We start from the raw sequence: 22,319 nt of genomic DNA, 5'->3' as shown, positions 1-22,319 counted from the left end.
GTGCGCGGTCAGGCTCGGGATGTGACCGGGTGGCCGTAGCGACGCTGGAAGCGTTCGACGCGGCCGGCGGTGTCCACGACCCTCGTGGTGCCGGTGTAGACGGGATGGCTGGCCGACGAGATCTCGACGTCGATCAGCGGATAGGTGTTTCCGTCCGCCCACTCGATCGTCTGCGACGCGGTCGCGGTCGAGCGGGTCAGGAAGTGCGTGCCGGCCGCACGGTCGCGGAAGACGACCGGCCGGGACGTGGGGTGGATGCCGGACCTCATGAGGTATGCCTCCTTGTCACGGTTCTTCCCGAGCGGCTGCGTGGGTCAGCGTTCCTCGCGGAAGGGGACGTGCTTGCCGACGACCGGGTCGTACTTGCGCAGCACGAGCCGGTCCGGGTCGCTCAGACGGTTCTTCCGCGTCACGTAGGTGACTCCGGTCCCCGCCGTGGACCTCAGCCTGACGACGGGACGCACGGTGTTGCCTGCCATGGGGTTTCTCCCTTCACACGCTCTAGATTGTCCTGAGCATGTCACTGACGGGTAACGCCACCGATGGCCGTGGCATTCCCGGTTCTGTCATGGGGTCCGGACCGGGCAGCGGCCGGATCCCGCGAACGGCATCGTGATCGTGAAGGGCGGTCGCCTGCGCGGCGAGATGCTCCATGAGGCTTCAGCCGGACGATCGTCCTCATGGGCGATAGGTGAGGCCCGGGGACACTGTCCCCCTCACGACCACGCCTGATACAACCAACCGAGGCCACCCCGCATTCCCGCTCGCCCGTACGGCTTCGCCTCGGCGGCCCTCCCGGTGCGGTGAGCACTCGCTGGTACTGCTTCGACCAGGCGGACCGCCCGATGCGGGAAGCAGTCGCTGGTACCGCTTCGGCCCGGCGGTCCGCCCGGTGCGGGAAGCAGTCACTCGTACCGCTTCGACCCGGCGGCCCGCCCGGTCCGGAAAGCAGTCGCTCCTACGGCTTCGGCCATGCGGTCCGTCCGCCGGCCACGGGTGATCCCGCGACCCGGCGGGCCGTCGCGGGGTGCTGCCGTCCGGGTGACGGCTCACCGGGTGAATTCCGCCGACGGGGGCGCCGGCGACAGCGCGCGCCCGCGTGTCGGCGCCACCCCCGCCGCGACGGGACGCTTCGGCGGCGGCACCTGCCGGGCCGTTTGTCAACGTGGCTGAGCGGAACGGGCGAGCACGACGGGTGGGGGCGCCCCGCGCCCGCTATAGCAGAACCATGAGAAGGTCCCGAACAGCGTCGTGTGCGTCCGCCTTCCTGCTCGCGGCCGCCTGCACCTTCGCCGGCCCCACCACGGCGCCGGCCGCGTCGAACAGCACCGCGCTGGACTACGTGGCCCTGGGCGACTCCTACGCGGCCGGTGTAGGCGCGGGCAGCTACGTCACCTCCGACCCGAGCTGTTTCCGCAGCAGCCGGGCGTACCCCGTGCTGTGGGCCGCGTCGCATGCCTCGTCGTTCAGCTTCAACGCGTGCAACGGCGCCCGGACCACCGATGTCCTGGCGACGCAGCTCGGTCCGCTCAGTCGCCGTACCGACCTGGTCAGCATCAGCGTCGGCGGCAGCGACTCGGGCTACGCCCGTGTCATGGCGAGCTGCGTGCTGCCGGGCACCGGCATCTGCACGTCCGCCGTCGCCCGCGCGAACACCTTCATCGACGGGGCCCTCCCCGCCAACCTCGACCGGCTCTACTCGGCGATCAGGCTGAAGGCCCCGGCCGCCCATGTCGTGGTGCTCGGCTATCCGCATTTCTACCAGCTCCACGGCACCTGCCAGGGCGGCCTGCACGACACGGAGAGGTCCGCCCTGAACGCGGCCGTGGACCATCTCGACAGCGTGATCGCCGAGCGCGCCGCCGCGCACGGGTTCACCTTCGCCGACGTCCGCGGCGCCTTCACCGGGCACGAGATCTGCTCGTCCAGCCCCTGGCTGCGCAGCGTGGAGTGGCTGAACCTCACGGAGTCGTACCACCCCACGGCCTCCGGGCAGGCCCTGGGCTACCTCCCCCTCCTCACCCGCACGGCCTGAACTCCGGCCGCGGGCACGGCAGACGGCCCACCCTCCCGGCGGAAATGAGGGACCGTCAGGCATGGGTCAAGGTCCCCTGAAGGCCTCAGTCCGTGAAAAGGGTCCGGAACCCACCCATAAGGATCCCTGGTCCGTCTCACTGTGATCCCCTCCATTGCGATCGTCGGCCGGTCCGACGAACCTCTCCTCGAACGAGCCTCCGAATAAGTGTTATCCGGGGCTCGCCGGGCGGTCTCCCATGTGTCGGGCAGCTCCGTCCGGCATCGAGGACAGGGAAGCTATTGATGAGTACACAGCGCACGGTGGGGACGGCGGCACTCGTGACCGCTGCCCGGGCGGGGGACGCTGCGGCGCAGGACGCCTTGGTCAGCGCGCACCTTCCGCTCGTCTACAACGTCGTGGGCCGCGCTTTGAACGGCTCGGTCGACGTCGACGACGTGGTGCAGGAGACCATGCTCCGCGCCCTGGGCGCACTGGGCGAACTGCGTACTCCCGAAAGCTTCCGCTCCTGGATCGTGGCGATCGCGATGAACCAGGTGCGAGCGCACTGGCAGGCCCGGCAGGCGGCGCCGGTCGGCGTGGAGGAGGCCGAGGACCTCGCCGATCCGGGCGCGGACTTCGTGGATCTGACCATGATGCAACTGCAGTTGTCCGGCCAGCGGCAGGAGACCGCGCGCGCCACCCGCTGGCTGGAGCCGGACGACCGGGGACTTCTGTCGCTGTGGTGGCTGGAGTGCGCCGGTGAGCTGACCCGCGGGGAAGTCGCGGCGGCCCTGGAGCTGTCGCCGCAGCACGCGGCGGTGCGGGTCCAGCGGATGAAGGCCCAACTGGAGGCGGCCCGGGTGGTGGTACGGGCACTGGAGTCGCAGCCACGGTGCGAGGAACTCCAGGGCATGCTGGCCGCCTGGGACGGGCGGCCCTCGGCGCTGTGGCGCAAGCGAATAGCCCGGCACGCCCGCGGCTGCGTGCGGTGCGCCGGGCTGTGGAGCGGTCTGATGCCCGCCGAGGGGCTGCTGGCCGGCCTGGCGCTGGTCGGTGTCTCCCCCGCGCTGCTCGCCGAGTGGGGCCCCACCGCGGACGCGATGGCCGGTGCCGGCTCGGCGCCGGCGGTGGACGTGTCCGCCCACTCCGGCACGAGCTCGGCGGCGGACATGTCCGCCGGGTACTCCGGCAGGGACGCGGCGACCGGGCACGGCACCGCTCGCGGCCGGACGGGGTCCCGGGGTGAGGCGCGCCGGCGTCGGCGCGTGAGGCGCCGGGCCGTCGGGGGCGCCGTGGTGGCGGCCTGTGTCGCGGGCGGGGGCTTGTGGTACTTCGGAACCGACTCGGGTACGGGCGGCGACGGTACGGCGACCGCGGCCGCCACCGGCGCCCCCGTCGTGGACCTCTCCGCACCCAGTGCGAGCGAGACCTCGTCGCCGGCCCGGACGACGTCTCCCACGCCGACCGCCTCGGCCTCGAAGAAGCCGAAGCCCGCCAGGAAGACCCCGCAGCCCCCGAAGAAGAGCTCGCCGGCTCCGGCACCGACCCCCCGGCCCACCCGGACCGCGTCCTCCGCGCCGCAGGCCGATCCGGCTCCCGCGGGCACCGTCGCGCAGGTGGTGGCGCTGGTGAACAAGGAGCGGGCGGCGGCGGGCTGCGGACCGGTCACCGAGGACCCGCAACTGGAGAAGGCCGCGCAGGCCCACTCCGACGACATGGCCGCCCGCGGCTTCTTCGAGCACACCAATCCGGACGGCGCCGACCCCGGACAGCGCATCACCGCCGCGGGATACCGCTGGTCCACCTACGGCGAGAACATCGCCAAGGGCCAGCAGACCCCGCAGGCCGTGATGGACTCCTGGATGAACAGTCCCGGCCACCGTGCCAACATCCTCAACTGCTCGTTCAAGAACATCGGCGTCGGCGTCCACGACGGCGGGGGCGGCCCTTGGTGGACACAGGACTTCGGCACCAAGCTCTGACCGGCGCCGTCCCCGGCCGGCGGCCACTGGTCACTGGCCCACACCTTCACTGCCGGGCGGCCCCTGACCGACAGTCACTGCCCGTCTGTCACCGACCGGCGACCTCTGGCCGGCGCTCGCTGGCCGGCCGCCACTGACCCGCGCTCACTGCCCGGCGGCCCGTGCCCGACGGTCACCGCCCGGCCGCCACCGACCCGCGCTCACTGCCCGGCGGTCGCCCGGCGCTGCGCCTGGTCGAACTCGGTCACGGGATCGCCGCCGACGCCCCAGGGCCAGGCGGTGACGGTGCCGCCCAGCGCCTCGAAGAGCGGCCGCGCCTCGCGGCGGCGATCGGCGGCCATCAGCGCGTAGGCGAGGGAGTTGAGGTCGGCGAGGGCCCTTGCGTGCTGGAGGAATCCCGGCTGCGCCCAGGTGTGGGCCACCCGGTCGAGCGCCTGGGCGGCCATCGCATGGGACCAGTGGTTGCGTGCCACCAGCGCCTCGAACCCACCCCGCTCCAGCACCGCGTGGTACTGCGAGACCTGGGCCGTGAGCTCGGTCGCGGCGCACGGAGCGTTCGCGGGCATGCGCGCGCTCAGGGCGTCCACGAAGTCCAGGACCTGGATCCGCGAGCCCGCCTCCTCCGGCGAGAGGTAGCCCAGCATGCTCAGGTAGGCCTCGCGGTTCCAGCGGTCGCGCGCGAGGACCTCGTTCCACACCCCGAACGTCTGGGACTGGTCCCAGCGTTCCAGGCGCGCCACTCCGAGCAGGACCACCCAGGGCGTGGGGTCGTGCGGAAGCAGCTCCGCGGCCCGCACGCAAGCGTCGACCACGTCGTCCGGGCTTTCCAGCCGCCCCCCGGAGCGGCCGCGCACCAGCTGCGTCCAGGACTGCAGCAGGAGCGCGTTCGCGTTGCGCGGCTCGCGCGTGATCCAGGACCGCGGAAGGTGCGATGCCGCCAGGTAGTCCGCCAGCACGGACATGCGGTGGGCCCTGCGGTCCCAGTCACCCGGCTCCTGGTCGAGGAGCCGGCTGATCTGGGCGACGCAGAGGTCCGTGGTCGCGATCGTGCCCGTTCTGGTGGTGGCCAGCAAGGACTTCAGGAGCCTGCCCAGCTCCTGATCGTCCAGTTCCGGAGCAAGTCGCACCTTTTTGCGGCGGCTCGATAGAAATGCCATGCCCGGAGGCTAGAGCCGCTGCCGATCCGCACAAGGGATGAGTCAAGATCGTTACCGGTTACACGACTCACCCGTCGTTACTTGCCCGTATGGCGAGACGCGAGGACACGAAGCGGCCCGGTCACGAGGTGCCGAGGAAGCGGACGAGGCGGCCGGCGACCTCGTCCGGGGATTCGGCCTGGGGGCGGTTGCCGACGGCGGGCGGTCCGGCGAGTTGACTCACGGTCGCGGCCGGCATGCGCCGCCTGATCCGGGCCGGTACGTGGGCGTGGGCGCCGGCCGGCGGATGCGTACGCGGCGGCGCGTGCGGCGGGGGGTGCTCCGGAGGCAAGGCCTCAGGTGTCGGCGGCCTCGCCCCACCGCGCGCATCCGGCGGCCGCCTGATCACGGTCACTGGCGTCGGCGGCGTGGGACGTCCGACCGGGCCCGCGGTTTCGCGGGCACGGAGCCCACCGGCCTGGACGGCTCCGCGGTCCTCGGCCTCACCCGCGCCCGGGTCGCCTGACCCGGCCTCGACGCCTGGGACGTCTGCCCCGCCTTCGCCACCGGCCTGGTCCGGCCTCCGTCACGGCCGGCGTCCCGCCGGGCGCCGGTACGGACGTCCGGCCGGCCGACGGACGGCAGCCTCGGGAGGGTGTTCGCGCAGTGCGCCGTAGGCGACGAAGTACGCGGGGAAGCGGCGGATCCATCGTGAGCCGGCGACGAGGCGCGCGACGCGCTCGGCCCGCTGCGGGCTCCCCAAGGGGGAACGGCCCTCCAGCACGGGCGCGATGAAGCAGGCGTGCGCCAACCGCTGGAGTGTCTGGGTGGCGACCGTGGTCGGGCCGCGACGGCGCTGCACGGCGCGCACGTCGCGCAGGCGCACGGTGCCGCGGCCCAGTGGCTCCGCCAGGCAGCGGGCGGCGGCCACGGCGTCCTGGACCGCGAGGTTGATCCCGATGCCGAACACCGGGGACATGGCGTGTGCCGCGTCGCCGATGCACAGCAGGCCGGGGCGGTGCCAGCGGCGCAGGCGGTCCAGGCGCACCCGGAGGAGCTTGACCTCGTCCCACGAGCGCAGCGCGTGCGCGCGGTCCGCGAGCCACGGGACCGCGGCGGTGAAGTCCGCCAGGAAACGGTCGAGACCGGCGGCGCGGCGCCGGGAGTCGGTGCCCTTGGGGATGAGTCCGGCGCACTGCCAGTAGTCGCCGCGGTCGATCATCGCGGTCAGGAACCGGTCGCCCGCGCTGCCGACGAGGCCGGCCGGATCGCCTTCGCGCCGCGGCAGCCGGAACCACCAGGCGTCCATCGGGCAGGCGAAGCTGCGCAGTCCCAGTTCCGGACGGGAGCGGGCCAGGGATCCGCGGCCGTCGCAGGCGACGGTGAGGAGGGCGCGCACCTCGCCGGTACGGCCGTCCGAGGTGCGGTAGCGCACCCCGGTGACGCGTCCGGACTCCGTCACGAAGGAGGTCGCCTCGGTGTTCATCCGCAGCTCGAAGGCCGGCTCGCGCCGGGCCTCGTCGGCGAGCAGGTCCAGCAGGTCCCACTGGGGCACCATCGCCACGTAGTCGTAGGGGCCGGGCAGCACCGCCAGGTCGGCGACGGTGACCGCCGAGCGGCCTGCGCCGACAGGCAGTTGCACGGTGCGCACCCGGCGCTGCGGCAGCCGCGCGAAGCGCTCGGCCAGGCCGAGGTCGTCCAGAAGCGCGAGAGTGGAGGGATGGACGGTGTCGCCGCGGAAGTCACGCAGGAAATCGGGGTGCTTCTCCAGGACCGTCACCGCGACCCCGGTCCGGGCCAGCAGCAGGGCGAGCACCATGCCCGCGGGGCCGCCTCCCACCACACAGCACGTGGTTCGCTCCATTGCGCTTCTGCCCTTCCGGTCGCGAGCGGACTGCCGGGAGAATTTAATTCAGCACTTGATGAATACGTTACCCCGTTCGGCCGGACCATGCCGGGGCGACAGAACATGCCGCTGAACGGCGCAATAACCGGCGGGGCGCGGCCCGGCACAGCAGGCTGGAGACCGTGTCGGGTCGTGTGACAGGAGTCCGTGTGCCAAGGCTGCGTGAGCCCAACCATCAGACGTGGTGTCCTGCCGCACGCCACGCCCTGCGGGCGGCGCCGCACAGGGACGACGGGTGAGGCATCCGCGTGCCGGCCGGCAGCCGCACGGCGCGATGGCCGCCCGGAGCCGGCCGCCCGCGCCCCCGGCGTGGATGCGCTGGCTCCCGGTCCTGTACGTCGTCGCCCTCCTGGTGATCGAACCGGTGACGCCTACGGACTGGCCGGTGAGCTTCGCCCTGATCGCCGTGCCGCTGGTGACCGCTTTCGCCAGCGGACCGGTGGTGGTGGCCGGCGCGACGGTGTTCTCCGTGCTCTTCGAGGGGGTGCTGGCCGGCACTCCGTGCTGCGCGGGCCGGTCCGTCGGCTATCTGTGGGACCGCCATTACGTGGCGTCGTACATCTGCACCGCCCTGGTGGGCGCCCTGGGCACGGTTCTGGCCGCTCACCGGATCCGCCGTGAGCGCACGCTGGCCGACGTCCGTTTCGTGGCCGACATCGCGCAGCGCGTCCTGCTCCGGCCGGTCCCCCACCGCATCGGCGGTCTTCTCATGGAGAGCCTCTACCTCTCCGCCGCCGCGGAGGCACGCATCGGCGGCGATCTCTACGAGGCCGTCCCCACCCCTTACGGGGTGCGCCTGCTCATCGGCGACGTCCGGGGCAAGGGGCTGCTCGCGGTGGAGACCGCCGCGGCCCTGCTCGGCGCGTTCCGCGAGGCCGCGCACGACGAGCCCGACCTACCGGCCCTGGTGGACCGGGCGGAGAGGAGCATGAACCGCAGGGCCGCGCAGCTCGGCGGAAACGAGGTGGGCGAACGGTTCGTGACGGCCGTCTTCGCCGAGATCCCCGCCGACGGCCACCTCGTCCGCGTCGTCAACTGCGGCCACCCGCCTCCGCTGCTCATCCGCCCGGGGGAGGTGAGCGAGCTGGACAGGGGGCGGTCGGCTCCGCCGCTGAACCTCGGCATGCTCGTCGGCGACCCGTACCACGTCGACGTCTACGACTTCCGCCCCGGCGACCAGCTTCTGCTGTACACGGACGGCATCACGGAGACCCGCGGTCCCGACGGCTCCTTCTACCCGTTGCTCCAGCGCCTGCGTTCCTGGGGGCCGCTGGCGCCGCACGATCTGCTGGAACGGCTGCACAACGACCTCCTGGCGTACAGCGGCAACCGCAGACAGGACGACACCGCCGCGCTCGCCGTCCACCTGCCTGCCGAGGAGCCGCCGGCGCGGTCCGCTCCGGCGGCCGGCTGACGCCCACCCGACGGCGCACGGTCGCGGCGGGCGGCGTTCTCCCCCGGGAGTCACCCGCGGGAGTCGCGTGCCGCGCACCTGAGCCCCCGCCGGGTCGGGCAGGCGCGCGCCGCCCGGAGCCGCCGGCCGGGCCCGGGCGGCTCAGAAGGCCGTTCGGGCGAACCACCGGTCGAGGATCCCGACCGGTCCCGACACCTCGAAGACGGGCTCCCGGTAGGACCGGCGGCCGTAGAGAAGCTGCAGGAGATCCTGGGCCTGCCCGCGCACCGCCACGGTAGAGGTGCCGGGTTCGGCCGACTCGCCGTCCGTCTCGGGCAGCAGACGGAAGCCGTCCGGGTCCAGCCGCACGCGCCAGACCCCACCGGTCGCGGCACCACGGTCCGTGAGCTCGAACGCGATGATCTCGCCGTCGCCCCGCAGCTTGTCCACCTCCGGGGCGAAGAGGCCCGCATGCGGCAGGTTGACGAGGAACTCGTCGACGCCGTCCGCCGCGAGGGCGGCGTCGACGTCCGGTTCCCGGCCGACGGCGCGCTCGGCGTCCACCCGGTGCACCAGCGTCTCGAAGAGCATCCGGCGGGCCCAGAAGCGCGCGTGCCCGTCCTCGCCCCAGGTCCACATCGCCGCCTGCGGATCCGTGGCCCGCAGCACGGCCGCCACGTCCGGTACTCCCGCCGCCACCCAGTCGGCGAGGTCACGGGGATCGCCGGGAAGTCCCAGGTCCACGTCGCGGCTGCGCGGAGGCTCCTGGTCGAGGCGGGTCAGCAGCGTGCAGAACCAGCGCTGGAGCGCGCCCACGTGCCGGGTGAGGTCGGCCAGGGTCCAGTCCGGGCAGGACGGCACCGCGCTCGCGGGGTCGGCGCCCCTGACCGCCTCGGCGAAGCGCAGGGTCTCGCGCGCGACGGCCTCGCGGTAGGTGTCGTACGGCAGGGGATGCCCCGCCCCGCTCATCGCTGCCATCTGCTGGTGCCGCCGTTCTTCGTCCCGGGGTTGCGTCGCGACCATTGTGGCCGCTGGAGTCCGCTCGAAGACGTTCCAGGGGAGTTCCCGGGCCGCCCGGATGATCTTTCTCTCACCCGTGCACCCGGCGCCCCGGCGACGGGCGATCCAGGCCGCAACGACGACGGGCGGCGGATACCCGGCCCCGTACTCCATCATTTAGTCCTATACGTAGCGATGCGTGCTTTTGTACGTCTGATGCGCCTAAGGTTCCTGATGTGGACGTGGTCGGCGGCTGCTGTCGCGGCCGGCCGCCGGGCCCGCGCGGCACGGGGCACCCGCTGTGCGGACCGCATTCTCCGGCGCCGCCGGGTTGGGCCGGCGGGGCACCCGAGGCAGCATGGAGGGAACCGGTTCTCGTACACGCACACGCGGGGCCCCGCACGACGCCGACCCCCGGGTCGGCCGACCGGCCGGTGGAGGTGGATCCGGGATGGCAGCGGAGTTCTTCGAGACCGGGCACGGTGTCCGACAGCCCGATCTGCCCCGGCCGACCGGCCTGCTGGACGTGCTCAGCGTGGCCGCGGTCGCTCTGGACACCCGTGGCCGCGTGGTCTTCTGGTCCCCGCAGGCCGAAGAACTCTTCGGCTACAGCGCGGAGGAGTCCCTCGGCAAACACGCGGCACGCCTGCTCGTCCAGCCCGAGCACCTGGACTCCGTGGTGAGCCTGTTCACGGAGGTCCTCGAGACCGGCCGGGGGTGGGCCGGCGCGTTTCCGGTGCGGCACAAGGACGGCAGCAGCCGCCTGACGGAGTTCCGCACGATGCGTCTGCTGGACGACCTCGGGGACGTCTACGCCCTCGGCATCGCCGCCGACCACACCCTGCTCCAGCGCGTCGAGACCGACCTCGCCCTGTGCGAGCAGCTGATCAACCAGTCCCCCATCGGCCTGGCCCTGCTTGACCCCGAGCTGCACTACCTGCTGGTCAACCCGGCGCTGGAACGCATAGACGGCATCCCGGCGGAGGAGCACATCGGCCGCCCCCTCCGGGAGACCCTGCCGTTCCCCGACGTCGAGACCGTCGAGTCCGCTCTGCGCCAGGTGCTCACCACCGGCACGCCCCTCCTCGACCAGTACCACGTGGGCCGGCCACCGGGCGATCCCGAGCACGAGCACGCCTGGTCGCTGTCCTTCTACCGCCTGGCGGATCCCGGCGGCCGCGTCCTGGGCGCGGCCGCCTCGGTCGTCGACGTCACCGAGCGGCACCGCGCGGCCGCCGAGGCCGACCGGGCACGGCGGCGCCTGGCACTCGTCGCCGAGGCCTCCACACGGGTCGGGACCACGCTGGACGTCGAGCAGACCGCCCACGAACTGGCCGAGATCGCGGCACCCGCGCTGGCCGACGTGGTGGCGGTGGACGTGCTCGACTCCGCGCTGGCCTGCCGCCGGATGCGCAGGCCCGACAACGGTCCGGAACTCTTCCGGGCGCTCGCCCTGAAAGCCGCCCACTCCACCGTCGCCGAGCGTGCCGCCGACCCTCCGGGCGACCTCGCCGCCTACGAAGGGGACCGCCTGGTCACCCTGTGCGTGCACACCGGCCGGCCGGTCCTCGTCCCGCGGGTCGGGCCGCGCGATCTGCCTCGGATCGCCCGGGACGCCGAGGCCGGCGCCCTGCTGGCCCGGGCCGGCGTCCACTCGTATCTCGCCGTGCCGCTGATCGCCCACGGCGAGGTGATCGGGGTCCTCGACCTCAAGCGCACCCAGAACCCGGCGCCCTTCGACGACGACGACGTCGTCCTGGCGAGCGAACTGGCCGGGCGTGCCGCCGTGGCCATCGACAACGCCCGCTGGTTCCAGAGTGTCCGCAACACCGCGCTCACCCTCCAGCGCAGCCTGCTGCCCGAACACTCGCCCCACCACACGGGCCTGGAGGTCGCCTCCCGCTACCAGCCGGCCCAGGCCACGAGCGAGGTCGGCGGGGACTGGTACGACGTCATACCACTGGCCGGCGACAAGACCGCCCTCGTGGTGGGGGACGTCATGGGGAACGGTATCGACGCCGCCGCCACCATGGGCCGGCTGCGCACGGCCACGTGCGCCTATGCCGAACTCGACCTCGCCCCCGGCGAGGTGCTCCAGCACCTGGACAAGGTGACCTGCGATCTGGAGCACTACATCGTCACCTGCCTGTACGCGGTGTACGACCCCGCCACCGGGCGCTGCACCATCGCCAACGCCGGACACATGCCGCCCGCGCTCGCCCGCCCCGGCAGCACCCCCGTGCTCCTCGACCTGCCCGCCGCGGGCCCGCTGGGCGTCGGCGGCATCCGGTTCGAGGCCACCACGATCGAACTGTGCCCCGGTGACCTGCTGGTCCTGTACACCGACGGGCTGGTCGAGACCCGCCAGCACGCCATAGACGACCGGCTGAAGGTGCTCCTCGGCTTCCTGGACGAGCCCGAACGGCCGCTGGAGGAGACCTGCGATCGCCTGCTGTTCGGCCTGCGCCACCCCGACGACCACGACGACGTGGCCCTGCTCATCGCTCGGGCCCTGTAGGCGGTGGCACGGAACGCCGGTGCGGCGAAGAAGCGTTGTCCGCTCACCGAGGCGCCCTGACCCGGTGGGGCAGCTGATTGACTACGCGTCATGTGCTTGCCGCGGGCGTTGCCCAGGAGCACCGGCACGGGTGCCGCGGACGGGCGTCGGGGCCTGGAGCGGAACGGTCCGGCGTGTGGTGACCGGGACGCCGGAGGGGCGGCGTGTCGCGGCCGCGGTGCCGGGCGGTGTTCCCGCGCGCGGCGGGGTGGTCGGTCATGACCGGCGGCGGTCCGCCGGAGCCCGGGCCCTCCGGCCGGCGTGCGCCCGCTCTCGATCCCGAACTCGGCGCGGTGCTCGCGGACCTGGGTGAAGCCGCGCGGGAGCCGTTCACCCGGGAGAACCTCGCGGCCCGGCAGGAGCGGGACGCGGCCGCCCGGGCCCAGGCAACGTTCACGTACGTGAATCTTGCTCATGTGGGTGTACTAGGGTGCGCCCGTCGTGTCACACTCGCTCATCGTCCTTGCCAGACCGCCCAGTTGGAGGACACACATGAGCATTTCCCGGCGTACCGTGCTGGCCGCGTCAGCCGGAGCCGCGGCGATCGCCGCCTCACCGGCGCACGCCGCGGAAGCGGCCGGCGGTCAGGAGCCGGCGTCGGCAGCCGATGCCCTGCGGGCGGCAGCCGACTACGCGGTGGAGAAGTTGCGCGCCGTCGCACCGGGGGTCAGCGCCTTCCCCGTCGGGACGAAGTTCGAGAAGTGGACCTTCTCCCAGAACGGTGACTGGGTGGGCGGATTCTGGCCGGGGACGCTGTGGATGGCGTACCTCCACAGCCAGGACGAGATGTTCCGGACGCTGGCACTCGACTCGGCGCGCAAGCTCGCTCCCCGCCGGAACGACACCACCACCCACGACCTCGGCTTCCTCTTCTATCCGTCCTGGGTCACCGCCTGGCGGCTGACGGGCGACGACAGCTGGCGGGCCGGCGCCGTGGAAGCGGCCGGGTCGCTCGTCCAGCGGTACAACCCGCGCGGCCGCTTCATCCGGGCGTGGGGAGCGCTCGGCGATCCGGACAACGCCGGCCGCGTCATCATGGACACGATGATGAACCTCGATCTGCTGGCCTTCGCGAGCAGGGAGACCGGCGACGGGAAGTACCTCCGGGTCGCCGTGGAGCACGCCAGGACGGCGCAGCGGTACTTCCCCCGGCCGGACGGCTCGACCCCGCACGTGTACGACTTCGACCCGGACACCGGCGCACCGGTCGGTCCGGCCACCGTCCAGGGGTACAGCTCCGGTTCCTGCTGGTCCCGCGGTCAGGCGTGGGGGATCTACGGGTTCACCACGATCTACCGCCGGACCGGAGAGCGGCAGTTTCTGGCCACGGCACGCAAACTGGCCGACTTCGCGGTGGGCGCGCTGAGCGCGGACCACGTGCCCGTGTGGGACTACCGCGCGCCGCAGCAGCCCCATGACATCAAGGACGCGTCGGCGGGCGCCGTCATGGCGTGCGGGCTGCTGGACCTGGCCGCCGCGACCGGCAGGCGCGAGTACCGGCAGGTCGCGGTGCGGATCCTCACCGCCCTGTCGGAGACCTGCCTGACGCGGAATTCGGCCCGCGCCGAGGCGATCGTCGCCCGGTGCACCCGCAACCGGCCGGCCGAGGACGGGATCGAGATCTCGCTCCCCTATGCCGACTACTACCTGCTCGAAGGCATTCTGCGCGTCCTGAGGCCGCAGGACGTCGACCGGGCCATCGATCTGTCGACGATCTGACCGCCACCACCCGCCTGCGGACCGAGGCGTCTCCCCGGCTGCCACAGATCCGGCAGCCGTCCTGTCCTGCCGACGCGCGTGCCGACGCACCGGGTCCGGCGCCCCGCCGGTGTCCACCTCAGGGGCGGATCAGCGAATGGAGCCGGTGCTGAAGCTCGTGGCCATCGGTGGTCGGGGCTCATCGGCTCGCAGGTGGTCGCGCCGGTGCGCGACCGTGGTCACGCCACGGCGCACGCCGCGTCGAGCCGCCACGAGGACCGACTCCCGCCGAGCCGACCTGCGCTCCCGCCGGGCCGACCTGTGCTCCCGCCCGGCGGATCGGCCACCCGCCGGGCGGGACCGTCCGGCGCCCCGCCCCCTTCAGCCGCCCCGGACCGCCCCCGCCCCCGGCCCCGCCCGGTCGGGTGTTCCGGGTCAGCCGAACTGGCCGGGCTGGTAGTCACCGGCCGGGACCCGGGCGATGACGTTCCCGCGGTTGAAGGCGTTGATGAGGGCGATGACACCCAACAGGGCGGCGAGTTGCTCCTCGTCGTAGTGCTTCGCCGCGTTCTCCCAGGCCTCGTCGGTGACGCCGCCGGCCGCGTCGGCGATGCGGGTGCCCTGCTCCGCCAGTTCCAGGGCGGCGCGCTCGGCCTCGGTGAACACCGTGGCCTCCCGCCAGGCGGCGACCAGGTTGAGGCGCGTGGCGCTCTCCCCGGCGTGGGCCGCGTCCTTGGTGTGCATGTCGACGCAGAAACCGCAGCCGTTGATCTGACTGGCGCGGAGCTTCACCAGCTCCTGGGTCGCGAGCGGCAGCGTCGAGTCCGCGAGCGCCTTCCCCGCCGCGACGAGGTGCTGGGTGAACTTGGCCGCGACCGGGCTGGCGAAGAGATTGAGGCGAGCTTCCATGGTGCACTCCTGCGGTGTCGTGGTGCGTACACCTCCTTGGACGGAACAGCTCCTACCGTTTGTGACATGGTCGAAATGTGACGTACGTCTCCTGCCGTTCCGGCGGTGCGGACCGCCCCCGCGTACCGCTCGGCTCGGCAGGCCGGTGAGCCGGTCCGCCGGCCTCTCGATCGTTGACGTACGGAGCCGTGGCGGCGCCCTGACCAGGCCTTCTCATCGGGCTCGGGGTCCCGCCGAGATGCTGGCCGGTCGAAGGGCGGCTAGCGTGTGATGAGAGGGCCGCGTTCCGTGAGGTGCGCCCCGTCGCCATCGGCGAGGGCCCTGTCCGAGGGCCGTCAGCCCCTGCGTGGCGGCCGCACCTCTCTCCACAACGCGGCGACACCCATGGCCGCACCGTGTCTCTCCCACGGCGGCCCGGCCATCCCCCTCGCACCGGAAACCCACGAGGGGTGGAAAGAAGGAAGGCCCATGAAAGGACAGCGCGCGAGGCGTCTCTTCGCAGGTGCTGCGGTCAGCGTTCTCATGGCCGGTGGCACCGCCGTCGGCCTGGCGGGTACCGCATCGGCAGCCACGCCGGCGAACGCGCCCACACACAACGGCTGCTTCTACCGCGGCGGCTTCTGGTACGGCGGCTGCAACGGTTTCGGCAACCGAGGCGACTTCTACCGCAACGGCTTCCTCAACGGTGGCGGCGGCGTCGTGGTGATCTTGCTGGGCTGACCCCGGCAGGAAAGGAACAGCAGCAGGAATCGACCGCCCCCGCCACGCCACAAGGCCACCGCAGGCAGGCTCGGCGGGGGCGGCGACCGCTTCGGTCCGGACGGCGGTAACGGGGCCCAGGGCATGCCACGCGCCGCCGGACCGTCCAGCGGACGCATCACCACACACAGACGGCCATCGGCTGGTGGCGGACACGGCATCCGTCACCAGCCGAGCCATGTCCGCCGTCCACCACAGCCGGGCCGTGCCCACCGCCGCCGGCGAAGCCGTGGCCGGCGTCACCAGCCGAGCCATGTCCGCCGTCCACCACAGCCGGGCCGTGCCCACCGCCGCCGGCGAGGCCGTGGCCGGCGTCGTCAGCTGAGCCATGGACCGCCGCGGCAGGTGAACGCGCTCCGCGGGGCCCCCGGTGAGCCGCACGGTTCCTTCCGTCCTGCTCGGTTCCAACTGCCCGTCACGACGGCCTTGTTCAGCTCTTGACCGTCTGGTCCAGACCTTCTATGTTCCAGGTCCCGGACCCCTCTCCGTCCGGTCCGTTGTACTGCCGACGACGCCACACCCCCCGGACCCTCGCCGCGCCCTCCACCCGCAAGGCCTTTCTTCAAGGCTTGACTTAACAGACGAGTAATGCGACAGGAGCGTCATATGCACACCGGCAGAGCCTCCTTGCCCGTCCCGTCCCGCTGTCTGCGGCTGCTGTCGCTGCTGGCCGTGCTGATCGGTATCGCCGCGGCGCCCGCCCAGGCCACCCCCCGGGCGGCCGCCGCGCCCTTCAAGGTGCTGGCGCTCTACAACGGCACCTGGGACGCGGCGCACATCAGCTTCGTGAGGGAAGCGAACGAGTGGTTCCCGAGGCAGGCCGCGGCCAACGGGTTCACCTACACCGCCAGCAACAACTGGGACCTGCTCGCGGACGGCGGGGTGGACGCGTACCAGGTGGTCCTCTTCCTCGACGACCTCCCGCAGACCCCGGCCCAACGCACGGGCTTCGAGCGGTACATGCGTGCCGGCGGCGCCTGGATGGGCTTCCACGTCTTGGCGTTCACCACGAACGCGGCCGGCTGGTCCTGGTACCACGACCAGTTCCTGGGATCGGGCGACTTCAGGTCCAACACCTGGGGGCCGACATCGACCGTGCTGCGCGTGGAGGACCGTACCCATCCGGCCACGAGGAACCTGCCGGCCACCTTCACCTCGTCGGTGAGCGAGTGGTACAGCTGGTCCCGCGACCTCCGGCAGAACCCCGACATCAGGATTCTGGCCTCGATCGACCCCGGCAGCTTCCCGGTCGGCACCGATCCCAACCAGACCTGGTACAGCGGCTACTACCCGATCCTGTGGACGAACACCAAGTACAGGATGCTCTACGCGAACTTCGGCCACAACGCCATGGACTACTCCACCGACACGCCGCTCTCCTCGACGTTCGCCAGTGAGACGCAGAACCGGTTCGTCCTCGACGGACTGAAGTGGCTGGGCGGCGCGACCGGGACGCAGCCGCCGTCCGGGCCCATCTCCGAAACGGCCTGGTACTCGCTGCGCAACTCCGGCAACGGCACCTGCGTGGACGCCCGCGCCGCCGCCAGGGCCAACGGCACCGTGATCCAGCAGTACACCTGCAACGGCACCACGGCCCAGCAGTACCGGTTCCGCTCCACCGACAGCGGCTACCTGCGGATCACCGACCGGGGCGACCCGCAGCAGGTCGTCGACGTCACCGACCGCTCCACCGCCGACGGCGCCGGGCTCCAGCTGTGGGCCTACGGCGGCGGGGGGAACCAACAATGGCGTGCCGTCCGGCAGCCCGACGGCGCCTACCGCTTCGTCGCCCGGCACAGCGGCAAGTGCCTGAGCGCCGGTCCCACGGCCGCCACCGGCGTCCAGCTCACCCAGCGCACCTGTGACGACTCCGCCGCTCAGAGCTTCGCACTGACCGCACAGCCCTGACCGGAGGGCCCCGACCTTCGTCGGCCCGGGTGCCGGCGAGCTGCTGCACCCGTCGATCCTGGTCAGGGGCGGTCTCGTGCCCGCGCTCAAGTCGCTCGGGCGCCGCTGCCCCGTACCGGTCGATCTCGCCGTGCATACCGAGGGTGAGCTGCCCGAACCGGTCCAGGTGAGCGGCTACTACGTCGTCTCGGAGACGCTGACCAACGTGGTCAAGCACGCGCGCGCCTCGGCCGTCACGGCCACGGTCGAGCAGGGCGACGAGGTGCCGCGACTGACCGTGCGCGACGACGGCGTGGGCGGTGCCGACTTCGGCCGCGGTACCGGCCTCGCCGGCCTCAAGGACCGCGTGGAGGCACTCGGCGGCCACATCTTCGTGGACAGCCCACGCGCGGTGGGGACGACCGTGCGCGTCGACCTCCCGCTCACGGAGAAGGGCCGCGCCTACGCCTAGCCGGCACGGTCACTCCCGCTCCGCGGCCGGAGTCCAGGAAGCCGGGAGGGGCGGCGGGCCGCCCAAGGCGCTGCGGAACCTCTCCCTCAGGTTCTTCGGCGGGGCCTCCTTCTCCCTCGGCGCGGTGGATCCTGCCCCGCGGATCACCGCCGAGGGCGGCCTGGCGGGCGCGGCCGGTGCCGGTGGGGTGTCCGGCCGTCGGGCGGGCAGCGCCCGATACGGGAGGCGCGGGGAGGCCATCAGGGTGTCACTGGGCGGTGTCGGGCGCCCTGCACGAGTGCCGTTGGCCATGCTGGGCCCGGAGTGAAACCCTTCCACGCGACAAGGAGCACGCATGCCGACGGATGCGGTCGGACGATTCCTGGCGGCCCTGGACCCCGATCACCGGGAGGCGATCGGCGCCAGACCACGCGAGGAGCAGGAACGGCTCGCGGCGGCCTGGGAACGAGAGCTGGAGGCGGACGACGAGCTCGACACCCTCGACGAGCTGTCCCCGGCGGCGGCGGAGGCCGAGGCGGCCCGCCGCGTCCTCGAACGAGAAGCGGGCTAGGCAGTGTTCCTGGTTTGGATCAAGGCGTGAGGTCCGGTGGCCGGGTAACTCGGCCGAGCTGTTAGAACGCCTGCGTGGCTCGTGCAGAACTCACTGAGGAATGGGAGTTGGTCGAACCGTTCCTGCCGATAGGCGGGTTCGGCCCATACCCCGAGCGGCTGCGGCCGCAGTTTGAAGGCGTGATCTGGCGGTTCCGCACCGGCAGCCCTGGCGGGAGGGACATGCCGACCGAGCACGGCGCCTGGCAGACCGTCTACCACCGGTTTCTACAGTGGCGGGACACCGGCGTCTTCGAACAGCTGATGGACGAGATGATCAGCGAGGCGGCACGACGGGGACAGGTGGACCTGTCGCTGGTCAGCGTGGACTCCACAGTGGCCCGCGCCCACCACCACGCGGCCGGGATGGTGGTGGGTGTGGAGGTACTGGCTGCCCTCGAAGAGGCCGTTGCCGATGAAAAAGGGGCCGGGCGGCAGGGACAGGAGGCACAGGACGCCTCAGGCGACGGCGAGCCCGGCGACCCTCGGCGGGAGAGCGGCGGCGACTGCGGCGTAGGCGCCGGGCCCGACTGAAGGCTGCTCGGCTGGGCCGCCCGTGCGGTGGGCTGAGCAGCAAGGTCCACCTCGCCGCCGAACGCCGCCGCCGAACGCTGTCCTTCGAGCTGACCGAGGGGCAGGCGGCCGACAGTCCCCGCTTCATCCCGGTGCTGGAGAAGGTCAAGGTCCGTGGCCCGGTCGGCCGTCCGCGAACCCGGCCCGATGCCGTAGCCGGCGACAAGGCGTATTCCTCTCGTGCCAACCGCGCTTACCTGCGCAGGCGCCGCATTCGAGCGGTCGTCCCGGAGAAGGCCGACCAGGCCGCCCACCGCAAGAACAGGGGCCGTCGGGGCGGGCGGCCGGTCTTCCACGACACCGAGCTCTACCGCGACCGCAACACGGTGGAACGCTGCATCAACAAGATCAAAGCGTGGCGCGGACTGGCCACTCGATACGACAGGACACCCGAGAGCTACCTGGCCGGACGCCACTTACGCGGCGCGCTCATCTGGTTCCGAAGCCTCCGTCCCGCGACATGATCCGAAGCAGGGCCATGCAGAGGCGTTGTATCGCGAGCTCAGTGGTCTCGCTCGATCGCCTGGACGCAGCGGGCCAGCAGGGCCCGGAGAATGTCTTGTTCCTCGGCGGTGAACTCGTCTGCAAGGCGGCGTTCGATGCGCACCGCCTCGGTATCGGCGGCAGTAAGGGCATGCCGGCCGGCCTCGGTGAGCCGGGTCTCGAGGACCCTCTGGTGCCAGGGGTGCACCGTCCGCTCGATAAGGCCGTGTGTCTGCAGGGTCTTGAGCACCCCGGTCATGGCCTGCGGGGTGACCAAGCAGTCGCGGGCCAGCGCGGCAGCGGAGATCCCGGGGTGCTGGGCGATGGCCAACAGGGCGGCGTACTGAGCGACGGTCAAGTCGGCCGTGCGCACGGCGCTGCTCTTGGCGGCCATCAGCGCCTGCTCGGCCCGTTTGATGTCCAGGCCGAGCCGGACCTGCGGCGGCATCTCCATGCGCTCAGCTTACCGACCCTTGAGATGAATCAGGACTGGAAGATATATAAAGACGTTGATATCTCTGGGGCATGCATAAACACGCAGCTACTCCGGGCGACCTGCGCGGAAAGACGGTCCTGCTGACCGGGGCCACCCAGGGGATGGGGCTCCGCCTGGCCCTGCTCCTGGCAGCCCGCGGCGCCACACTGCTGCTCCACGGACGCGACCAGCAGCGGCTTGCAACGGCCACCGACGAGATACGGGCGCAGGCCCCTGAAGTCTCGGTGCGTACCTACCGGGCCGACCTGGCCGACCTTGAGCAGGTGAGCACGCTGGCCGACACCGTCCTCGCCGCCGAGCCGCGGCTCGACGTACTGGTCAACAACGCCGCCGTGGGCGGTGGCATTGACCCGACCGTTCGGCAGACAAGCCGCCAGGGCCACGAACTACGGTTCGCCGTCAACCACCTGGCGCCGTACGTTCTCACCCGCCGGCTCCTCCCGCTTCTGGTCGCCTCGGCGCCCTCGCGGGTGGTCAACGTCACCTCGGCTGGGCAGATGCCCATCCATTTCGACGACGTGATGCTGGAACGCGACTACGACGGAGTGCACGCCTACTGCCGCAGCAAACTAGCCCTGATCATGGCCACCTTCGACCTGGCAGCCGAGTCGGCGCCCCACCAGGTCACCGTCAATGCACTGCACCCAGCACACCTGATGGATACCTCCATGGTCCGGCAGAGCGGCTTCACCCCGGCCACAAGCCTCGACGACGGTGCTCAGCCGACGCTACGTCTCATCGCTGACCCAAACCTGGAGAACACCACAGGACAGTACTTCGACCGATACGACGACCAGCCCGCACACCCACAGGCATACGATTCGCAGGCCCGCGCCCGGCTGGCAGCACTCACCACGAACCTGACCGCACCGTTCCTTGCATGAGTGCTTCTGCGCCGCAGGCCCCCGCCTCAACGAGGCGCGAGCCGCTACCCAACCCCGGCGATCAAAACAACCCGCCGCAGCACCCCGCGCCAACGAACCGAGTCATCGAGCATCAAGGAGAGGCATCCCCAAGATGCGGTCCTCACGCCCCGAGTGCCTGCTGATCCCAACCAGGAACACTGCCCAGCAGCACCTGGCAACGCGGCCGGCCCACCCACCGGGCCCTCGGCACGCCCGGCCTGCACCTGCAAGGCGACATCAAGGACCGCCCCGTTCCCCTTCCGGTGGCTTCCCCTTCCGGTGGCTTCCCCTTCGCCACCCGCCGGCCGGGGGAGGAGGGGGGACAACCCCCGAGGCCTGCGGGGGAAAGGCCTCCGGCGTACCCGGTGGCCGCCCGGATTCTCCGGTGCCGGCCCCCGCTCCAGACTTGCCGGCATGACCATTCTCCCCACTGACTCCCCGGCGACCCGGCCCTCCGCCTCGTCCGGCAGGGCCTCCGGTCCCGGCGGCGGGAGCGACTTCGCGAGGCTGTCGCGGCGCATCACCGAAGCCGGCCTGCTCAAGCGGCGCCCCGGTTACTACACGGCGCGGATCGGCCTGGTGGTCGCCCTGTACACGCTGGGGTGGGGGGCCTTCTTCACCCTCGGCGACACCTGGTGGCAGCTCGCCGTGGCCGCCCTGCTGGCCTTCGTGTTCGGTCAGGTGGCACTGGTGGCGCACGATCTGGCCCACCGGCAGGTCTTCCGGCGCCGCAGGCCCGGTGAGGTCATGGGCAGGCTGTTCGGCAACGTGGGTGTCGGCATGAGCTACGGCTGGTGGATGGACAAGCACACACGCCACCACGCCCATCCCAACCACGAGGACCTGGACCCCGATGTCGCCCCCGACATCCTCGTGTGGTCCACGGATCAGGCCCGCGCGAGCAGCGGAGTGGCCCGTCTCATCGGTGGCCACCAGGCGCTGCTGTTCTTCCCGCTGCTGACGCTGGAGGGTTTCAACCTGCATGCCGCGGGCCTGCGTGCGCTGCGCTCACCGGGCATGAAACACCGGGTGCTGGAGGGCACCCTGCTCCTGCTGCACCTCGCGGGAGTGCTGTCCGCGCTCTTCCTGGTGCTCCCGCCGGGCAAGGCGCTGGCCTTTCTGGCCGTCAACCAGTGCCTGTTCGGCGTCTACCTGGGCTGCATCTTCGCCCCGAACCACAAGGGCATGCCCACCCGCACCGGTGACGAGCGGCCCGACTTCCTGCGGCGCCAGGTCCTCACCTCCCGCAACGTGCGCGGCGGCCGGCTCACCGACATGATGCTCGGCGGCCTCAACCATCAGATCGAGCACCACCTGTTCCCGAGCATGCCGGCCCCGCACCTGCGCCGGGCCCGGGTCATCGTGCGCGAGTACTGCGCCGAGATCGGGGTGCCCTACCACGAGACCGGCCTGATCCGGTCCTACCGTGAGGCCCTGGCCCACCTGCACCGGGTGGGTGCCCCGATCAGGCGGCGGCGCAAGGCCTGACCGGGCACCGGGCCCGCGCACCGCCGCGCCGCGCCACCCCCCCACCCCCCGGGGGGGGGGGGCCGCCCCCC

The 22,319-nt window shown here is 72.0% G+C and carries 19 protein-coding genes and 1 pseudogene; 13 read left to right on the top strand and 7 right to left on the bottom strand.

All coding sequences use genetic code 11. The features are described from left to right. Nucleotides 1-8: 8 nt before the first annotated feature. On the bottom strand, nt 9-269 hold the full coding sequence (locus ABVB68_RS25185) for a type B 50S ribosomal protein L31 (protein ID WP_353603402.1): 261 nt from the start codon (nt 267-269) through the stop codon (nt 9-11). A gap of 45 nt (nt 270-314) precedes the next feature. Further along, entirely contained in the window at nt 315-479 is a 165-nt protein-coding gene (gene rpmG, locus ABVB68_RS25180) for a 50S ribosomal protein L33 (RefSeq protein WP_353603401.1), read from the bottom strand. Nucleotides 480-1,228: 749 nt separating this feature from the next. Here rpmG and ABVB68_RS25175 point away from each other — a divergent pair. After that, the gene (locus ABVB68_RS25175; protein WP_353603400.1) at nt 1,229-2,035 is read left to right on the top strand and encodes an SGNH/GDSL hydrolase family protein; all 807 of its coding nucleotides are present in this window, start codon (nt 1,229-1,231) and stop codon (nt 2,033-2,035) included. A gap of 284 nt (nt 2,036-2,319) precedes the next feature. Then, nucleotides 2,320-3,999 (top strand): sigma-70 family RNA polymerase sigma factor, encoded by a 1,680-nt coding sequence (locus ABVB68_RS25170; RefSeq protein WP_353603399.1) that lies wholly within the window; start codon nt 2,320-2,322, stop codon nt 3,997-3,999. Nucleotides 4,000-4,199: 200 nt separating this feature from the next. On the opposite strand, the gene ABVB68_RS25165 is transcribed toward ABVB68_RS25170, so the two are convergent. Continuing rightward, on the bottom strand, nt 4,200-5,156 hold the full coding sequence (locus ABVB68_RS25165) for a hypothetical protein (protein ID WP_353603398.1): 957 nt from the start codon (nt 5,154-5,156) through the stop codon (nt 4,200-4,202). Nucleotides 5,157-5,721: 565 nt separating this feature from the next. Next, the gene (locus tag ABVB68_RS25160; protein WP_353603397.1) at nt 5,722-6,999 is read right to left on the bottom strand and encodes an FAD-dependent oxidoreductase; all 1,278 of its coding nucleotides are present in this window, start codon (nt 6,997-6,999) and stop codon (nt 5,722-5,724) included. Nucleotides 7,000-7,354: 355 nt separating this feature from the next. Here ABVB68_RS25160 and ABVB68_RS25155 point away from each other — a divergent pair, with 355 nt between their 5' ends. Beyond that, a complete protein-coding gene (locus ABVB68_RS25155) occupies nt 7,355-8,455 on the top strand; it encodes a PP2C family protein-serine/threonine phosphatase (RefSeq protein WP_503006238.1) in 1,101 nt (366 codons plus the stop codon). A gap of 141 nt (nt 8,456-8,596) precedes the next feature. On the opposite strand, the gene ABVB68_RS25150 is transcribed toward ABVB68_RS25155, so the two are convergent. After that, a complete protein-coding gene (locus tag ABVB68_RS25150) occupies nt 8,597-9,610 on the bottom strand; it encodes a maleylpyruvate isomerase family mycothiol-dependent enzyme (RefSeq protein ID WP_353603395.1) in 1,014 nt (337 codons plus the stop codon). A 274-nt stretch (nt 9,611-9,884) separates the two neighbouring features. Here ABVB68_RS25150 and ABVB68_RS25145 point away from each other — a divergent pair, with 274 nt between their 5' ends. Together ABVB68_RS25145 and ABVB68_RS25140 are read left to right on the top strand one after the other, a co-directional pair. Next, nucleotides 9,885-11,951, top strand: coding sequence for a SpoIIE family protein phosphatase (locus ABVB68_RS25145; protein WP_353603394.1), 2,067 nt, complete (start codon nt 9,885-9,887; stop codon nt 11,949-11,951). 531 nt (nt 11,952-12,482) lie between these two features. Then, entirely contained in the window at nt 12,483-13,709 is a 1,227-nt protein-coding gene (locus tag ABVB68_RS25140) for a glycoside hydrolase family 88 protein (RefSeq protein ID WP_353603393.1), read from the top strand. A 414-nt stretch (nt 13,710-14,123) separates the two neighbouring features. Here the strand turns inward: ABVB68_RS25140 and ABVB68_RS25135 are convergent, their stop codons facing one another. Beyond that, on the bottom strand, nt 14,124-14,597 hold the full coding sequence (locus ABVB68_RS25135; RefSeq protein WP_353603392.1) for a carboxymuconolactone decarboxylase family protein: 474 nt from the start codon (nt 14,595-14,597) through the stop codon (nt 14,124-14,126). A gap of 468 nt (nt 14,598-15,065) precedes the next feature. Between ABVB68_RS25135 and ABVB68_RS25130 the strand changes: the two genes are divergently transcribed. The 6 genes and pseudogenes from ABVB68_RS25130 (at nt 15,066) to ABVB68_RS25105 (ending at nt 19,340) form a co-directional block, all read left to right on the top strand. Further along, nucleotides 15,066-15,317: a BPTI domain-containing protein gene (locus ABVB68_RS25130; RefSeq protein WP_353603391.1), complete on the top strand. Its 252-nt coding sequence runs from the start codon at nt 15,066-15,068 to the stop codon at nt 15,315-15,317. Nucleotides 15,318-15,501: 184 nt separating this feature from the next. Beyond that, entirely contained in the window at nt 15,502-15,681 is a 180-nt protein-coding gene (locus ABVB68_RS25125) for a hypothetical protein (protein ID WP_353603390.1), read from the top strand. A gap of 281 nt (nt 15,682-15,962) precedes the next feature. After that, complete coding sequence (locus tag ABVB68_RS25120; RefSeq protein ID WP_353603389.1) at nt 15,963-17,264, top strand: ThuA domain-containing protein; 1,302 nt, start codon at nt 15,963-15,965, stop codon at nt 17,262-17,264. A 76-nt stretch (nt 17,265-17,340) separates the two neighbouring features. Then, the gene (locus ABVB68_RS25115) at nt 17,341-17,715 is read left to right on the top strand and encodes a sensor histidine kinase (RefSeq protein ID WP_353603388.1); all 375 of its coding nucleotides are present in this window, start codon (nt 17,341-17,343) and stop codon (nt 17,713-17,715) included. A gap of 334 nt (nt 17,716-18,049) precedes the next feature. Continuing rightward, nucleotides 18,050-18,265 carry a hypothetical protein gene (locus tag ABVB68_RS25110; RefSeq protein ID WP_353603387.1) on the top strand — a complete coding sequence of 72 codons (216 nt, stop codon included), beginning with the start codon at nt 18,050-18,052 and terminating at the stop codon, nt 18,263-18,265. A gap of 74 nt (nt 18,266-18,339) precedes the next feature. Continuing rightward, nucleotides 18,340-19,340, top strand: a pseudogene (locus tag ABVB68_RS25105) (IS5 family transposase). A 38-nt stretch (nt 19,341-19,378) separates the two neighbouring features. On the opposite strand, the gene ABVB68_RS25100 reads toward ABVB68_RS25105, so the two are convergent. After that, the gene (locus tag ABVB68_RS25100; RefSeq protein WP_353603386.1) at nt 19,379-19,813 is read right to left on the bottom strand and encodes a MarR family winged helix-turn-helix transcriptional regulator; all 435 of its coding nucleotides are present in this window, start codon (nt 19,811-19,813) and stop codon (nt 19,379-19,381) included. Between the two features lie 71 nt (nt 19,814-19,884). Here ABVB68_RS25100 and ABVB68_RS25095 point away from each other — a divergent pair, with 71 nt between their 5' ends. Next, complete coding sequence (locus ABVB68_RS25095) at nt 19,885-20,739, top strand: SDR family NAD(P)-dependent oxidoreductase (RefSeq protein WP_353603385.1); 855 nt, start codon at nt 19,885-19,887, stop codon at nt 20,737-20,739. A gap of 435 nt (nt 20,740-21,174) precedes the next feature. Continuing rightward, nucleotides 21,175-22,248, top strand: coding sequence for a fatty acid desaturase family protein (locus ABVB68_RS25090; protein ID WP_353603384.1), 1,074 nt, complete (start codon nt 21,175-21,177; stop codon nt 22,246-22,248). Nucleotides 22,249-22,319 lie beyond the last annotated feature (71 nt).

It is taken from the genome of Streptomyces sp. NPDC096012 (assembly GCF_040426375.1).
Taxonomy (GTDB): domain Bacteria; phylum Actinomycetota; class Actinomycetes; order Streptomycetales; family Streptomycetaceae; genus Streptomyces.
Note: the sequence above shows the minus strand (reverse complement) of the source record. Positions and strands in the feature narration are given on the sequence as shown.

Excerpts from the sequence above, each read along its gene's own strand:
- ABVB68_RS25120 (WP_353603389.1), top strand. The coding sequence starts at position 15,963 with ATGCACACCGGCAGAGCCTCCTTGCCCGTCCCGTCCCGCTGTCTGCGG.
- ABVB68_RS25175 (WP_353603400.1), top strand. The coding sequence starts at position 1,229 with ATGAGAAGGTCCCGAACAGCGTCGTGTGCGTCCGCCTTCCTGCTCGCG.
- ABVB68_RS25090 (WP_353603384.1), top strand. The coding sequence starts at position 21,175 with ATGACCATTCTCCCCACTGACTCCCCGGCGACCCGGCCCTCCGCCTCG.
- ABVB68_RS25185 (WP_353603402.1), bottom strand. The coding sequence starts at position 269 with ATGAGGTCCGGCATCCACCCCACGTCCCGGCCGGTCGTCTTCCGCGAC.
- ABVB68_RS25155 (WP_503006238.1), top strand. The coding sequence starts at position 7,355 with ATGCGCTGGCTCCCGGTCCTGTACGTCGTCGCCCTCCTGGTGATCGAA.
- ABVB68_RS25130 (WP_353603391.1), top strand. The coding sequence starts at position 15,066 with ATGAAAGGACAGCGCGCGAGGCGTCTCTTCGCAGGTGCTGCGGTCAGC.
- rpmG (WP_353603401.1), bottom strand. The coding sequence starts at position 479 with ATGGCAGGCAACACCGTGCGTCCCGTCGTCAGGCTGAGGTCCACGGCG.
- ABVB68_RS25160 (WP_353603397.1), bottom strand. The coding sequence starts at position 6,999 with ATGGAGCGAACCACGTGCTGTGTGGTGGGAGGCGGCCCCGCGGGCATG.
- ABVB68_RS25170 (WP_353603399.1), top strand. The coding sequence starts at position 2,320 with ATGAGTACACAGCGCACGGTGGGGACGGCGGCACTCGTGACCGCTGCC.
- ABVB68_RS25100 (WP_353603386.1), bottom strand. The coding sequence starts at position 19,813 with ATGGAGATGCCGCCGCAGGTCCGGCTCGGCCTGGACATCAAACGGGCC.
- ABVB68_RS25095 (WP_353603385.1), top strand. The coding sequence starts at position 19,885 with ATGCATAAACACGCAGCTACTCCGGGCGACCTGCGCGGAAAGACGGTC.
- ABVB68_RS25145 (WP_353603394.1), top strand. The coding sequence starts at position 9,885 with ATGGCAGCGGAGTTCTTCGAGACCGGGCACGGTGTCCGACAGCCCGAT.
- ABVB68_RS25150 (WP_353603395.1), bottom strand. The coding sequence starts at position 9,610 with ATGATGGAGTACGGGGCCGGGTATCCGCCGCCCGTCGTCGTTGCGGCC.
- ABVB68_RS25140 (WP_353603393.1), top strand. The coding sequence starts at position 12,483 with ATGAGCATTTCCCGGCGTACCGTGCTGGCCGCGTCAGCCGGAGCCGCG.
- ABVB68_RS25165 (WP_353603398.1), bottom strand. The coding sequence starts at position 5,156 with ATGGCATTTCTATCGAGCCGCCGCAAAAAGGTGCGACTTGCTCCGGAA.
- ABVB68_RS25135 (WP_353603392.1), bottom strand. The coding sequence starts at position 14,597 with ATGGAAGCTCGCCTCAATCTCTTCGCCAGCCCGGTCGCGGCCAAGTTC.
- ABVB68_RS25110 (WP_353603387.1), top strand. The coding sequence starts at position 18,050 with ATGCCGACGGATGCGGTCGGACGATTCCTGGCGGCCCTGGACCCCGAT.